We start from the raw sequence: 13654 nt of genomic DNA on the forward strand, positions 1-13654 counted from the left end.
CCGCCATTCTGACGGGACGAGGCTGGGGGCTCGTTTCAGTCGAGCTCGGCGCGCGAGAACAGGTCGCGCATCTGTTCCTTGTTCTCGCACATGGCGTGGAAGGCGAGGGCGAATGTCTCGAGCGCCTGCTTGTCGCTGGAATAGGCGCAGAACATGCTGCCTTCGGGGTCCAGGCGCACGATGTCTATCAGCTCGGGCATCTTTTCCTCGAGGAAAACCGTGGCCAGCGAACCCCAGTCGTAGCCGTTGCCTTCGAAGCCGTCTTCCGCGCGCTCCGCGAAGATGTCGGCGCGGTAGTCGCCGACGTTGAGGATGACCGATGTGCTCCTGTCGCCCTGGACGATCTGGAAGGGGCTGATCGCTTCAAGAGTGCTCATTTCGAAGGCTCCGCTTTCGTTGAAATCGGGTGGGTGGTCGTGGTTTATAACCAGACCCAGGCGGGCGGATGCTCGTCGCGTCGCGTGACACTGCGACGAAAGCCCTCGCCATCTCCATGAATCCCTTGTGCATTGCACCCGCCCGGCCCGAGCAGGCTGCCAAGATCAGCAGCCTGATCAAAAGCCTGGCCCACTATTTCGTGCCGGACCAAAGCCGAGAGGTCGCGCAAGCGTTTCTCGCGACCTTCGAGCCGCCGGCCATCGAGGCGCTGCTGGCCGACGCGTCTTGCAGCTATTACGCCGCGACGCAGGGCGATGCGCTGGTCGGTGTCTGCGCGCTGAAGGATGGCCGGAAGGTGTATCACCTGTTCGTCGCGAGCGAAGCGCACGGCCGGGGCGTTGCGCGGGCCCTCTGGGAGCGGGCCAGCGCGGATGCGCGGTGCGGGGAGCCGGCTGCCGGAGGCGGCGTGTTCACCGTCAACTCGTCGGTGCATGCCGTTCCCGTCTACGAGCGGCTGGGCTTTCGGCCGACCGGACCGCAGCAGGAGCGAAACGGCGTCCGCTTCGTTCCCATGGAACTGACGACCAGGCCCTGACCGGCCCCGAAGCAGGGCCTTACTGGAAACCCAGCTCCGGCATCGCCAGCCCGCGCGATACCTTCTTCTCGCCGGCGATGGCGCGAAGGCCGTTGTCCGCCGCAGGCGCGCCATGACCGCCTTCCAGCCTGAACCGGCCGACGATCTCCGCGAGGCTTCCCGCCTGTTCCTGCAGCGATTGCGCGGCCGCCGAGGCTTGCTCGACCAGCGCCGCGTTCTGCTGCGTCACCTGGTCCATCTGCGTGATGGCCTGGTTGATCTGCTCGATGCCCGAGGTCTGTTCCTGGCTCGCCGCGCTGATCTCGCCCATGATGTCCGTCACGCGCTTCACGCTGCCGACGATCTCGTCCATGGTGCGGCCGGCGTCGGCCACCTGGCGGCTGCCTTCCTCGACCTTCTCGACCGAGTTGCCGATCAGCGTCTTGATTTCCTTGGCCGCCGCCGCCGAGCGCTGTGCGAGGTTGCGAACCTCGGAGGCCACCACCGCGAAGCCGCGTCCCTGGTCGCCCGCGCGGGCCGCCTCCACCGCCGCGTTCAGCGCCAGGATGTTGGTCTGGAACGCGATGCCGTCGATCACGCTGATGATGTCGACGATCTTCTTCGACGACGCATTGATCGAGCCCATGGTCTCCACCACCTGGAACACGACGCTGCCGCCCCGCACGGCCACTTCCGATGCGGAGGTGGCCAGCTGGTTGGCCTGGCGCGCGTTGTCGGCGTTCTGCTTCACGGTCGAGGTCAGTTCCTCGATGGACGCGGCGGTTTCTTCCAGCGAGCTTGCCTGTTCCTCGGTGCGCGACGACAGGTCCTGGTTGCCGCTGGCGATCTGCGTGCTGGCGGTCGACACGTTCATCACCACGCCGTGCACCTGCGTCAGCGAGCCTTGCAGGGCGTCGCGCATCAGGTCGAGGGCGCGCAGCAGGTGGCCGGTTTCGTCGTTGGCATAGCTCTGCTGGGGCCTGCCGGTGAGGTCCATGGCGGCGATCGACTGGGCGATGGCCTCGGCGTTGTGCAGCGGGCGGGTGATGCTGCGCGCCAGGAACCAGGCCAGCAGCGCGCCCAGTACCAGGCTCACCGTGGAACACACGATGAGCAGCGTGCTGGTCTGCGCGCGCAGGTCGTTGGCGCGCGCCGCGGCGGCGTCCAGCTGTTCGCGCTGCTGGTTCACGACCTGTTGCACGCCTTCGATGTAGCTGACCGACGTGGGCTGGAACTGCGAGTCGAAGAGGCGGTTGGCGCCTTCGAGGTCGCCGCTGATCTTTGCCTTGCTCACCGCCTCGCGCGAGGCGAGGTAGCCCTTGCGCAGGTTGGCGACCTTGTCGAGTAGCTGCTTTTCCTCGGGCTTGACCAGCTTGCTCTCGACGAATTTCTGCAGCTCGTTGGTGTCCTTGATCGAGGCGGCCGTGGCGGGGGCGAAGTAGTCGATCAGGCTGGAGTCGCTGCTCTTGGCGATGGCGGCCGCGCGCTGGACGCCCGCCGTGGTGTGGCGCAGCCAGTCGGCCCCCGCGCGCTCGGTCTTGACGTTGTCCTCGATCATCGTGTCGATCTCGACGCTCAACTGGCGAAGCTTGAGTATCGCGGCCACGCTGGTGGCGAGAAAGAGCGCCAGGATGAGGCCCAGCACGATGGCCAGGCGTTTGCCTATTGAGATGTTGCTCAGGAACATGGTCGGACTCCAATACTCGGGAAATGGAAAGGCCGCCCGGTTGGTCGTGGCGGGCAGCCTTGAAAGCGCAGAAGGGCGGCGGTCGCCGCGCTCCACTTCCGGTTATCGGCAGTCCAATTGCAAACTTTAGGTAAACGACGGGCCCGGCAATGCGATTCAGGCGGTTTTCGACTCCGGCAGCACGGCCGTCAGCGCAAAGTCGATGAGATGGAGCCAGGTCGCCTCCAGGCCCATGATGTTGTGGTGGTCGGAGTCCGGCACCGTCTCCACGCTGATGGGCGTGGGCCAGGCCGCAATGAGCTTCTGCGAGCGCTCGGGCAGCACCACGTCGTCCTGCGCGGCCAGCAGCACCTGGGTCTTGGCGGCCACTTCCTTGCAATGTTCGAGCGAGTTGAACTGGTGGCGCAGCAGCAATGACAGCGGCACGAGCGGAAAGCGGCGCTTGGCGACTTCCAGCATGGAGTCGTAGGGCGTCACCAGTTGCAGGCTCGCGAAGTCCTGCCGCGCCACGAGCTGAATGGCCACGCCCGTGCCCAGGCTGCGGCCGACCACGTGCAGGCGGGCCTGCGGGTAGGCGCGGCGCAGGTGCCTGGCGAACTGGCTGGCGTCTTCCACCGAAGCCGTTTCCGACGGATGCCCCTGCGAGTCGGCCACGCCGCGGTAGTTGAGCGCCGCGAAACCGAAGCCTTCCGGCAGCCAGTGCAGCATCTGCGCGGTGGCGCGCACGTCTTCGCCCCGGCCGGCGAAATAGACGAACAGGTCTTGCAGCGCGGCTTCGCCCTGCGGGTGGTAGACGTAGCCGCGGACCATGCCGCCGGGCACCGTGTGCGAGTAGGTGGAGAAGTCGTCCGACAGATGGACGACCGGCAGCTTGCGGGCATTGAAGAGGATCTGGCCCTGGCGCGTGGCCAGCAGTGTCCAGTACGCCGCGATGCTGCCGATGGCCGCGGCCGAAGCCGAGAGCGCGATGCGGGAGACTTTGGATGACAAGTTGTGTGCTCCGAGAGAGAGTGCAAGGTCCGAGTTTCGTCTGTTCCACAGTGTTGAGAACTTGCGTACTCAAGAGCCTGCATTGCTGACACGCGCATGCATTTGCGCTCTACGATGCTACGCAATTCAAATAATCAGGAGGTCCACTCATGTCATCCAATGAAGTCGTCTTGCCGGAGCAATTGCTGCGCGCACTCGAAATCCAGAGCCATGCGCCCATAGCGCGCATCGGCGAAGCGCTGGTCTCGCTGGGCATGGTCAGCGACGAGCAGCTGCGCGCCGGCCTGGCCCGGCAGCAGCGCGAGCCCGACGTGCCGCTGGGAGAGATGCTGGTGCGCATGGGCGTGGTGAGTCGCGGCCAGCTGCAGATCGCGCTGGTGCGCAAGATGGGTTATCCGCTGGTGAACCTGCATCTGTTTCCGGCTTCGACCGAAGCGCTGCGCAAGATTGCGCACGGCGTGGCGCGGCGCCTGCAGGTCATGCCGCTCATGCTGCACGACGGTCGGCTCGTGGTCGCGCTCGACGACCCGAGCAGCCGGCACTCGGCGCTCGACGAGATCGAGTTCATCGCGCAGATCAAGGTCACCCCGGTGGTGGGTCAGTGCCTGGACCTCGACAGCGTGCTGAACGCAGCCTACGAAAAGATCGGCGAGACCTCCGCCAACCCCTTCGCCATCAGCACGGACCCGGGGCGCCCGCTGGAGTTCGACCTGGCCGGCACCAGCGAGCTGCTGCAGACCCTCGAGAAAGAAGGCCCAGCGGCGCCCGCGGCCGAGGCGCCCATCGAGCAGTCGGACAACTCGCTGGTGCGCATGATCAACAGCATGATCCTGGAGGCGCACCGCGAAGGCGCCTCCGACATCCACATCGAAAGCTACCCCGGCCAGGAAAAGACCCGCATCCGGTTTCGCCGCGACGGGCAGCTCTACACCTACCTGGAACTGCCGCCTAGCTACCGCAACGCGATCGTCGCGCGCGTGAAGATCATGTGCGACCTCGACATCAGCGAGAAGCGCAACCCGCAGGACGGCAAGATCAACTTCGCCAAATATTCGCCGCAGCACCGCATCGAGCTGCGCGTGGCGACCATCCCGACGAACAACGGCCTGGAAGACGTGGTGATGCGCATCCTGGCATCGGCCAAGCCGATTCCGATGAGCGAGCTGGGCCTGTCGCCGAACAACCTCGCGCAGCTGACCAAGGCCGTCGAGCGGCCCTACGGCATGGTGCTTTGCGTCGGCCCCACGGGCTCGGGCAAGACCACGACGCTGCACTCGGCGCTGATGCACATCAACACGCCGGAGCGAAAGATCTGGACCGCCGAGGACCCGGTCGAAATCACCCAGAGCGGCCTGCGCCAGGTGCAGATCAATCCCCGCATCGACTGGACCTTTGCCAAGGCGTTGCGAGCCTTCGTGCGCGCGGACCCGGACGTCATCATGGTCGGCGAGATCCGCGACGGGGAAACCGCCAAGACCGCGGTCGAGGCCTCGCTGACCGGCCACCTCGTGCTGTCGACCCTGCACACTAACAGCGCGCCCGAGACCGTGACGCGTCTGCTCGACATGGGCATGGACCCGTTCAATTTCGCGGACTCGCTGCTGGCGGTGCTGGCGCAGCGGCTGGTGCGCCGCCTGTGCACCCGATGCATCGGCAGCAGCCCGGCGAGTGCGGAGACCGTGGAGGAACTGCTCGACGACTACATGCATGCTTTCGGCACGCGCGAAGACGACGCGGGCCGGCAGCGCAATGCGGTGCGCGACGACTGGCTGCGCCGCTACGGTCGCGAGGGGCGGCTGCACACCTATGCCAGCGTCGGCTGCAAGCACTGCGCGGGCACGGGCTTCAAGGGGCGCGTGGGCATCCACGAACTGATGGTGATGTCGAAGACGCTGCGCCGCCTGGTGCAGACCGGCGCGCGCGCCGAAGAGCTCCAGCAGGCGGCGCTGCAGGAGGGCATGCGCACGCTGCGGCAGGACGGCATCGAGAAGGTGCTGGCCGGGCAAACCACCATCGAGGAAGTGCGCGCGACCAGCAACGTGTGATGGGAGGCGCCTGGCCGGTGGCCTACCGGAATCCGTAGAAATTACAGATTCGCACCGATTCGGCGTTGAGCAGGCGGGGTACTGGAGCAAAATCTTTTGCATACATACACCGAGGCAACACCGCCCAAGCGCCATGACACTCGACGAACTGTTCGCCAATGACGAGTCGCTCCCTACCGTCCCCAGGGTGGTGTCCGACCTCATGGAGATGCTGCGCGACGACGACGTGCCCTTCGCGGCCATCGCGCATCGCATCGAGCTCGACCAGGTGCTCGCGGCCAAGGTGCTGCAGATGGTCAATTCGCCGTTCTTCGGGCTGCCGCGCAAGATCTCTTCCATCCAGGGCGCGATCCTGATGCTCGGGCTCTCGGCCATCCGGTCGTTCGTGGTGAGTTCGGGCCTGTCCGGCTCCTTCAGGAAGGTGGAGGGTGTCAATCTGCCGGAGTTCTGGGCCCACAGCCTGCGCGTTGCTTCGGTCTCGCGGTATCTCGCTTCAAAGACCCGGCGCGTCGATCCCAACCTGGCCTTCACCGCGGGCAGCATGCATGCCATCGGCCATCTCATCATGGCGCAGGTCATGCCCGAGCGCATGGCCGCGTTGAACGAGGTCCACCCGTTCGACGCACTGGGGCGTGCGCAGCTCGAACTGGTCGAATTCGGCTACCACTACGGCGACGTGAGCGCCTCGCTGGCGCGGCGCTGGGAGTTCGCGCCCGAGCTGGTCGATGCGCTCTCCAGCTTCGTGACCCAGGCCAGGGCGGAGCGCCCCGACGCGCTCGGCGGCATTCTTCACATGGCCGTGTGGCGCGTGGCGCTGGAGCGTCAGGGCATGGACCTGGGCAACTTCGGCGCCTTCTGGCCGGCCCAGTCCGCGATGGCCGTCGGCATCACCGAGGACATCGTCCAGGGCATGCCGGCGCCGCGCGTGCTGGCCGCCGACCTGGAATCGATGATCGCCTGAGCGGAGGCGTCTTCAGATATTCAGCGGCGCGAACGACTTGACCAGGTCGTCCAGCGCCTTGATCTGCGTCAGGAACGGTTCCAGCTTGTCCAGCGGCAATGCGCTGGGGCCGTCGCACTTGGCTTGCGCCGGGTCGGGATGGGCTTCGAGGAAGAGGCCGGCCAGCCCCACGGCCATGCCGGCGCGGGCCAGGTCGGCCACCTGCTCGCGGCGGCCGCCCGACGCTGCGGCGCCGGCTTCGCGCTGCTGCAGCGCATGGGTCACGTCGAAGATGATGGGCAGGTTCTGCGTGACCTTCTTCATGACGCCGAAGCCCAGCATGTCCACCACCAGGTTGTCGTAGCCGAAGCAGGTGCCGCGGTCGCACAGGATGAGCCTGTCGTTGCCGGCTTCCTTGAACTTCTCGACGATGTTGAGCATTTGCGGCGGGCTCAGGAACTGCGGCTTCTTGATGTTGATGGCCCGGCCGGTCTTGGCAAGCGCCACCACCAGGTCGGTCTGGCGCGCGAGGAACGCGGGCAGCTGCAGCACGTCGACCACCTCGGCCACCGGTGCGGCCTGCGCGACCTCGTGCACGTCGGTGATCACCGGGACGCCGAACGCGTCTTTCACGGCCTGGAGGATCTTCAGGCCCTCGTCGAGGCCAGGACCGCGGTAGGAGTGGATCGACGAGCGGTTGGCCTTGTCGAAGCTGCCCTTGAAGACATAGGGAATGCCCAGCTTGCCGGTGACGCGCACGTACTCTTCGGCGCTGCGCAGGGCCAGGTCTTTGGACTCGAGGACGTTGACGCCGCCGAACAGGACGAAGGGGCCGTCGTTGCGGGCGTGGACGTTGGGGGTGATGGTGACAGTGGTCAAGGTTTTCTCCTGGCTAGGTGCCGATTGTCCGTCCGGCCGGGCTTTCGACATTCCCCCGATTTTCCGGCAGGCATCAACCCCCGGGCGTCACCGTCAGGTAAAGCGGCGTCAGCGTGCCCGCCACCGGCCGCAGCAGCTTCAGCAGCAACGGCCGCCCGTAGCCTTCGCCGGCCAGCCGCTTCAGCAAGTCCGACAACTGCGCGAGCGGCGTACCGTCGCAGCCGATCAGGATGTCGCCGCTGCGCAGCCCGTCGCGCGCCGCCGCCGAGCCGGCCACCACCTCGACCACGCGCACGCCGGTGGCGACGGGCCATTCGTTCTCGCGCACCCAGCGCCTGGGCAGGGCCATCGCGGCGCACTGCACGCCCAGTTTTCCGCGCCGCACCGCGCCGTGGCGCATCAGCTCCCCGGCCACCCAGCGCGCGGTGTCGATGGCCACCGCAAAGCTCAGGCCCTGGGCCGACGGAATAACCGCCGTGTTCACGCCGATGACCTGCGCGGCGCTGTCCAGCAGCGGGCCGCCCGAGTTGCCCGGGTTGAGCGCCACGTCGGTCTGGATCACGTCCTCGATCATCCGCCCGCCGCGCGAGGGCAGGCTGCGGCCCAGCGCGCTCACGATGCCGGCGGTCACGGTGAAGTCGAAGCCCAGCGGGTTGCCGACCGCCACCGCCAGTTGGCCGGGCTGCAGCGCCGCCGAACTGCCCAGCGGCAGGAAGGCGCTGGGGTGCGACTCGATGCGCAGCACCGCCACGTCGGTCGAGGCGTCGATGCCGACCAGACGCGCCACGCTCTCGGTGCCGTCCGCGAAGGCCGCGCGCAGCTCGCTCGCGCCTTCGACCACATGGGCGTTGGTGATGGTGAAGCCGTCCGGCGTGAAGAGAAAGCCGGAGCCGCTGCCCTGGCCGCCCGCGTTGCCGCGCTGCGGCTGCTTTCGCACCTTGATGTGCGCGACCGCCGCGCTGGCCGTATGCGCCACCCTTGTGACGGTGGCCGAGTAGGAATCGAGCAGGAATTCGTCTTCGCGTGCGCCCATGTGAGCACCTCTTTCAGTCGCCGGGATCTCCGGGAATTCAGGAGAAATGGCGGCGCGAAAGAGCTTTTCAAGCGCTTGGGCCGGGGCTCGGGCAGGCTCAGGCAGCCCCCGGGCGCGCCGTGGCCTGCGCGGTCGGCGAATGCTGCAGCGCCGCCGGCAGGCGGTCGTCCAGCCAGTTCATGCGCCAGGCCAGCAGCGTCACCGCGAGCACCAGCACCGCCAGCGCGGCCACGCCCGTCGCGCCGTGGCGGTCGCGGTACGGGTCGCGCACGATGCGCCTTGCGCCCGGCGGCACCCGCGCGGTCTGCGAGAGCATGCCGCCCAGGCGCACATTCACCTTCATGCGCCCGTTGATGGCCCAGCCGCTGGCGTCGAGGATCGGCCCCAGGCTGCGCTGGCGCAGCTTGAGCCACGCGATCAGCATGCTCGGCCCCGAGATGGCGAGCACGATGCCCAGCAGGGCCACCGGTATCCACTGCCCCAGGTCGACGAACTTGCCGAAGATGGCCACCAGTACCGCGCTGATGCTCCCCAGCGCCACGCCGATGGCCGCCACAGTGCCCACGTCGACCCGGCCGGCGGGGCGGGGCGCCGCGGCCGGTGCCTTGGCGGCGTTCGCAGCCTGGTCGGCTGTGGTGAGCCTGGTCGCGAAGCTCGTCAGGCTGCCCTGGCCGGCGGCGTCCTGCGCGGCGGCGCGCTTGGCCACCTGTTCCTCGATCACGCGCACGAACTTCTTGTACGGCGCGAAGAAGGCCTGCGCCACGCTCGTCGGGTTCTCGATGAGCTTGGTGATGGTGGCGTCCCAGTCGCGGCCCTGGCGGTCGTAGAACACGCCATTGCGCCCCACGAACAGGAAGTCGACGTCGCCCGCCGTGAAGGCGGCGGCAATGCTCATCTTCGCGCCCTGGCGCGTGCAATCGCAGTAGGCCAGGCAGGTCTTCGCCAGCCCCGCGAGCACCGCGTGCCTGGCCGTGTCCTGCACCTGCACCGTCAGCTCGCAACTGCGGCCGTCGAGGAACAGCGTGCCGGCCTGGAAGATCGCGCCCTCGCGCCGGTAGAAGGCCTTGAACGACACGAAGTTGCCGAGCAGCACCACCAGGTCGCGCTGCAGGCGGATCAGCTTCTCCAGGTCGACCAGCAGCGCGTTGTGTTCCTCGGCGGCTTCGTCGTCGCGGATCAGCGCCAGCAGCGCATCGCGCGTCTGCAGCAGCGCGTCGAGCTTGTCGAGCGGGAGCGCGGCGGCCCAGTTGCCGGGCCGCCTGGCCATCAGGGCCTGAAGCGGCGCGAGCTTCAGGCGGATGGCGGCCCAGTCGGCCTCCGCAAGTTCTTCGCGCGGGCCGAGCAGCGGCACCACGCTGCGCTCGGCAAAGGCGGCCACTGCATCGGCCCACGCGGGGTTGAGTGCAGTGCCGCTCAACGGCAGCACGCAGCGCGGCGTGACCGGGGCCAGCGGCAGTTCGGCGATGGGCTCCGCATGCAGGTCGAGGCTGTTCGCGGCGAGCGCGTCGTAGGCCTTGGCGGAAGGGTTGAGCGCGGTCACGGCCTGCGCGTCGAAAGCGGCCACGCGGCAGCGCGCGAAGAAGTCGTCGAGCTTGGCCTGCACCTTGAGCGCCGCGTCGGCCGCCGCCAGCGTGGGCTCGCCCAGCGGCATCAGTTCTGCATTGCCGGCGTCGGCCTGCGCATGCCAGTCTCGTGCGGTCTGCACCTCGGCAAAGAAAGCCTCGGCGCGGGCACGGTCCACCCCGGGCGTCTGCCTGTGGCGGTCGGGCAGGCTGCCGTGCAGCCGGATGACTTCGGCGATGGTGGCGCGCACGGCCTCGTCCTGTGCCGTATCGGGCGTGACCACGCCGTCGCCGTTGAAGCGCATGGCGGCCAGCAGTTCGCCCCGGTCGGCGATGTCGGCGAGGGTGAGCGTGTCGGCATCGGGCCTGCCCTGGATCTGCAACAGGCGGCGTGCTTCATCGAGCAGCCGCGCGCCGGCGGGGTTGCCGTCGTCCAGGTCGCCGAGCGTCAGCACGTCGCTGCCTTGCAGCAGCACGTCGGGGTTGCGCAGGCGCGCGCAGACCCATTCGCAGGCCGCTACCACCTCCGGCGGGCGCACGCGGCCATCGTGGTCGGTGTCGATCAGGTCGAGGGTGCGCGTGTCGAAGTCGATGCCGCGGGTCGGGCAGGCGAGCGCCACCCAGAGCTTCTGGTCGAGTTCCGCAATGCGGGCGATGTCCTCGCCGGTGCGAAAGATCACCTGGTCGGCGCCGCCCGTGCGGATGAACTGCCAGCGGTGCGGGGTGGGCGAGGGAGAGACGTCGGAGCTCGGGGAACTGGGTCGATTGCGCATCGCGACACCGTAAGGGAGCATGCGCGGCGCTTTTGAGGACGCAGGGCGCGCAGCCATGTCGTCCGGGGCCGACATGGCTGTGCGTGCATGCGGCAGGCCGTAGGTCTTGTCTGTCCCGAGGAGGCGGCATTCCCTTTGAATCCGCCGCACGTGCCCTCTATAACTTGAGGGTCGACGGTCGTACCGTCCCTCGTATTCCTCCCTTTGCGAGGGCTTCGCTGCGTGACAGCAACGAGGCTTGGACCCGGCTCCTGCCGGGTTCTTTTTTGTGAGCCGGCCCATGCGGGCCGCCGCGCGCGTTAACGAAGGCTTCAGGGCCCGTTTAGGCTTTCTTCAGGCGGGATGCACACACTGCGCTGCACCTACAACACGAAGAAGTTCGCCCCTTGAAAAACATCCTCCTCCTGATTGCCGCCGCCACCCTGATGGCGGGCTGCGGCCACGACCACCACCGGCGCGACCGCGACCGCGACCACAACGGCATCCCCGACCGCTATGAGCGCAACCGCGACAGCGACGGTGACGGCGTGCCCGACCGCTACGACCGCCGGCCCTACGACCCCCGCAGGAACTAGCCGAAGCCTGTTGCCGCGAAGGGATCAGGGGGCCTTGGCGGCCTGCGCCGGTCCCTTCGGCCGCGACGACGGCTCCCAAGAGTCGGGCGTGGTCGCCACCAGCGACTTGAAATCTTTCCATGGCCGCGCGCCCGGAATGGTGCGTCCGCCGACGATCACCGCCTTCGCGAACAGCACCATGCGCTCGCGCAGATAGTCGCGGTCGGACGCGGGCCAGGTCTCGATGGAGTGCGGCCCGCGCGCCAGCACGATCTCCTTCAGCCCGCGGATGCGGTTGTAGGCGGCCACGGTGCCCTCGAGCGTTTCGGCGCGGTCCCACAGGCCCTTGCCGAAGAACGCGGCCGGCCAGCGGTCCATGCCCGCCAGGGTGGACGAGTTCGGATAGAAGACGATGTGATGGTCCGCCGCCATGCCGCCCAGGAACAGGTTGCGGTCGGCCAGGTCGGGCGAGTCGCCCACGTAGCCCGCGCCGCTGGCAAACGACGACAGCAGGATGGTGCCGTGGATGTTCTTCAGCCCCTTGGGCGGCGTGCAACTGGGCTGGGGCATGTCGAAGGTGCATTCGGCCACGTAGTTCTTGGTCATGGCCCAGGCGGTGGACATCGAGCCGCGCGAGTAGCCGCCGAGCACCAGCGGGATCTCGTTGGCCTTCATGCCCGCCAGCAGCCGGCCGCGCGCGGTCTCGCCTTCGAACAGCTCGCCCGAGGGCGCCAGCAGCCGCAGGCCGCGTCCGCCTTCCAGCGCCGCCAGCGCGCGGAACACGTCTTCGCCTTGCTCCAGCGTGTTGGTGTCGCTGAAGCCGCCCGACAGACCCTCGCCGCGCCGGTCGTAGGCCAGCACGTCGAAGCCGGCCTGGTTGAGCGCATGAAGGTTCTCGCGCCACCAGCGCTGGCCCATGGTCTCGGTGGTCGCGTTGGGAAAGTTGATCGGAACGGTCTTGCCGGTCTTCTCGTCGATGCGGTAAGCCACCTCGTCCGGATGCTGGATGGCCGTGAGCTGGCCGCCGCCGCCGGGCGCCATGATGGCCAGCGCGCGCACCTTGTTGCCCTTGCCGTCGTCGATGCCGGCGCCCTCGATATACCAGCCGCGCAGCTTGATGTCGCCGGTCATCTTCAGGTCGATGCGCTCGAAGGCGTCTCGCGGCGCGGTGAACTCCACGATCCAGGTCCGGGCGTCGGCCTCTGCAATGCCTTCTCGGTACGGCGCCTTGGCAAAGAAGGCGGGCCGGCGGATCTGCTTCAGGTCGACATTGCCATCCGGATCGATCTTGCCCGACGGGTCGACCACGCCGGTCGAGCGCGTGGCGCGCTCCTTGTTGGGCGGCAGCCAGCGCTGCATCTGTGCGTCGATGCGCTTGAAGCAAGCAGGGTCTTCCTTGCAGGCGCGCCAGCGGGCCTTGAGCTTTTCGTCGGTGAATTCGCTGATGTAGTAGTCGCCGCCCGCGTAGTCGGGCGGCGGGCGGTTGGCCGTCATGAGCACCGGCACGCACTCCTTGGCGCCGGTCCCCTTGGGGCCTTGCCCCAGCAGGTAGCCGCCCATCATGGCGTTGCGGTCGGTGCCGACCCAGGCCGTGCAATCGGTGGGCGGCGGGGCGCTGGCTGTGGCCTGGCGCTGGGCCTCGGTGGGGCCGGTGCAGGCCCCCAGCAGCAGGGCGCCGGCGGCCAGGGTGAAGGCCGCGGCGCGGCGATGGAGAAGCAGGGGGCTCGGAATCTTCTGTGCAGTCATCGAGGCGGATGTTCCAGGCGGAGGGAAGGTGCAGGAGCGGGAGCCCGATCTTCGCCGCATCCGCGCCCGAAAGCCACGGCCGAAGCCGCGTCCGCCTGCAAGCGCAGGCCGCCCTTGCTGTAGGAGATTTCCTGCATGCGCATGCGCGAATTTCCACTCTTCTTCGGCCTTCGCCGCGCGCTCAATCTGCGCCGAAATAAAGGAGACAAGACAGATGAATTTCGAAGGCATCTACTGCTTCGACACGGCGAGCGTGCGCTTCGCCTTCTATCCCGAGGGCCCCGGCGGCCCACGCGTCCTCGCGCAGATTTCCGAAGAAACGCTGCACGACGGATTCGGCGCGCGCGAAATCGGCGAGCGTTTGCTGGAAGCCTGCCGCAAGCACTTCCACGCGATCGAGCCCGCCGCCATAGCGCGCTACCGCAACGCGCCGCGCCGGCCGATCACGCTCACCATCGAAGACTTCGCGCTGCACGCCTGAGCCGGCGCGGCG

General features: G+C 67.9%; 12 protein-coding genes. 5 read left to right on the plus strand and 7 right to left on the minus strand.

Features of this window, described 5'->3' with window-relative positions:
* Positions 1-35: 35 nt before the first annotated feature.
* Positions 36-377, minus strand: coding sequence for an immunity 51 family protein (locus tag ACQY8B_RS07390; protein ID WP_422086098.1), 342 nt, complete (start codon positions 375-377; stop codon positions 36-38).
* A 68-nt stretch (positions 378-445) separates the two neighbouring features.
* Between ACQY8B_RS07390 and ACQY8B_RS07395 the strand changes: the two genes are divergently transcribed.
* Positions 446-973 carry a GNAT family N-acetyltransferase gene (locus tag ACQY8B_RS07395; RefSeq protein ID WP_422086099.1) on the plus strand — a complete coding sequence of 176 codons (528 nt, stop codon included), beginning with the start codon at positions 446-448 and terminating at the stop codon, positions 971-973.
* 19 nt (positions 974-992) lie between these two features.
* Here the strand turns inward: ACQY8B_RS07395 and ACQY8B_RS07400 are convergent, their stop codons facing one another.
* Positions 993-2639, minus strand: coding sequence for a methyl-accepting chemotaxis protein (locus ACQY8B_RS07400; protein ID WP_422086100.1), 1647 nt, complete (start codon positions 2637-2639; stop codon positions 993-995).
* Positions 2640-2795: 156 nt separating this feature from the next.
* Entirely contained in the window at positions 2796-3629 is an 834-nt protein-coding gene (locus ACQY8B_RS07405) for an alpha/beta hydrolase (protein WP_422086101.1), read from the minus strand.
* 149 nt (positions 3630-3778) lie between these two features.
* On the opposite strand from ACQY8B_RS07405, the gene ACQY8B_RS07410 reads away from it, so the two are divergent.
* Together ACQY8B_RS07410 and ACQY8B_RS07415 are read left to right on the plus strand one after the other, a co-directional pair.
* Entirely contained in the window at positions 3779-5674 is a 1896-nt protein-coding gene (locus ACQY8B_RS07410) for a GspE/PulE family protein (protein WP_422086102.1), read from the plus strand.
* A gap of 133 nt (positions 5675-5807) precedes the next feature.
* Complete coding sequence (locus tag ACQY8B_RS07415; protein WP_422086103.1) at positions 5808-6635, plus strand: HDOD domain-containing protein; 828 nt, start codon at positions 5808-5810, stop codon at positions 6633-6635.
* 12 nt (positions 6636-6647) lie between these two features.
* Here ACQY8B_RS07415 and kdsA read toward each other — a convergent pair whose 3' ends face one another.
* From kdsA to ACQY8B_RS07430, 3 genes are all read right to left on the minus strand, one after another.
* The gene (gene kdsA, locus ACQY8B_RS07420; protein ID WP_422086104.1) at positions 6648-7493 is read right to left on the minus strand and encodes a 3-deoxy-8-phosphooctulonate synthase; all 846 of its coding nucleotides are present in this window, start codon (positions 7491-7493) and stop codon (positions 6648-6650) included.
* 73 nt (positions 7494-7566) lie between these two features.
* Positions 7567-8526, minus strand: coding sequence for a S1C family serine protease (locus ACQY8B_RS07425; RefSeq protein ID WP_422086105.1), 960 nt, complete (start codon positions 8524-8526; stop codon positions 7567-7569).
* 97 nt (positions 8527-8623) lie between these two features.
* On the minus strand, positions 8624-10861 hold the full coding sequence (locus ACQY8B_RS07430) for a hypothetical protein (protein WP_422086106.1): 2238 nt from the start codon (positions 10859-10861) through the stop codon (positions 8624-8626).
* A gap of 386 nt (positions 10862-11247) precedes the next feature.
* Between ACQY8B_RS07430 and ACQY8B_RS07435 the strand changes: the two genes are divergently transcribed.
* A complete protein-coding gene (locus ACQY8B_RS07435) occupies positions 11248-11436 on the plus strand; it encodes a hypothetical protein (RefSeq protein ID WP_422086107.1) in 189 nt (62 codons plus the stop codon).
* Between the two features lie 24 nt (positions 11437-11460).
* Here ACQY8B_RS07435 and ACQY8B_RS07440 read toward each other — a convergent pair whose 3' ends face one another.
* Positions 11461-13161, minus strand: coding sequence for an alpha/beta fold hydrolase (locus ACQY8B_RS07440; protein WP_422086108.1), 1701 nt, complete (start codon positions 13159-13161; stop codon positions 11461-11463).
* Positions 13162-13375: 214 nt separating this feature from the next.
* Here ACQY8B_RS07440 and ACQY8B_RS07445 point away from each other — a divergent pair, with 214 nt between their 5' ends.
* Positions 13376-13642, plus strand: a complete 267-nt coding sequence (locus ACQY8B_RS07445; protein ID WP_422086109.1) for a hypothetical protein — start codon at positions 13376-13378, stop codon at positions 13640-13642.
* Positions 13643-13654: the final 12 nt, after the last annotated feature.

This window comes from Variovorax sp. (assembly GCF_965279555.1).
GTDB lineage: Bacteria > Pseudomonadota > Gammaproteobacteria > Burkholderiales > Burkholderiaceae_C > Variovorax.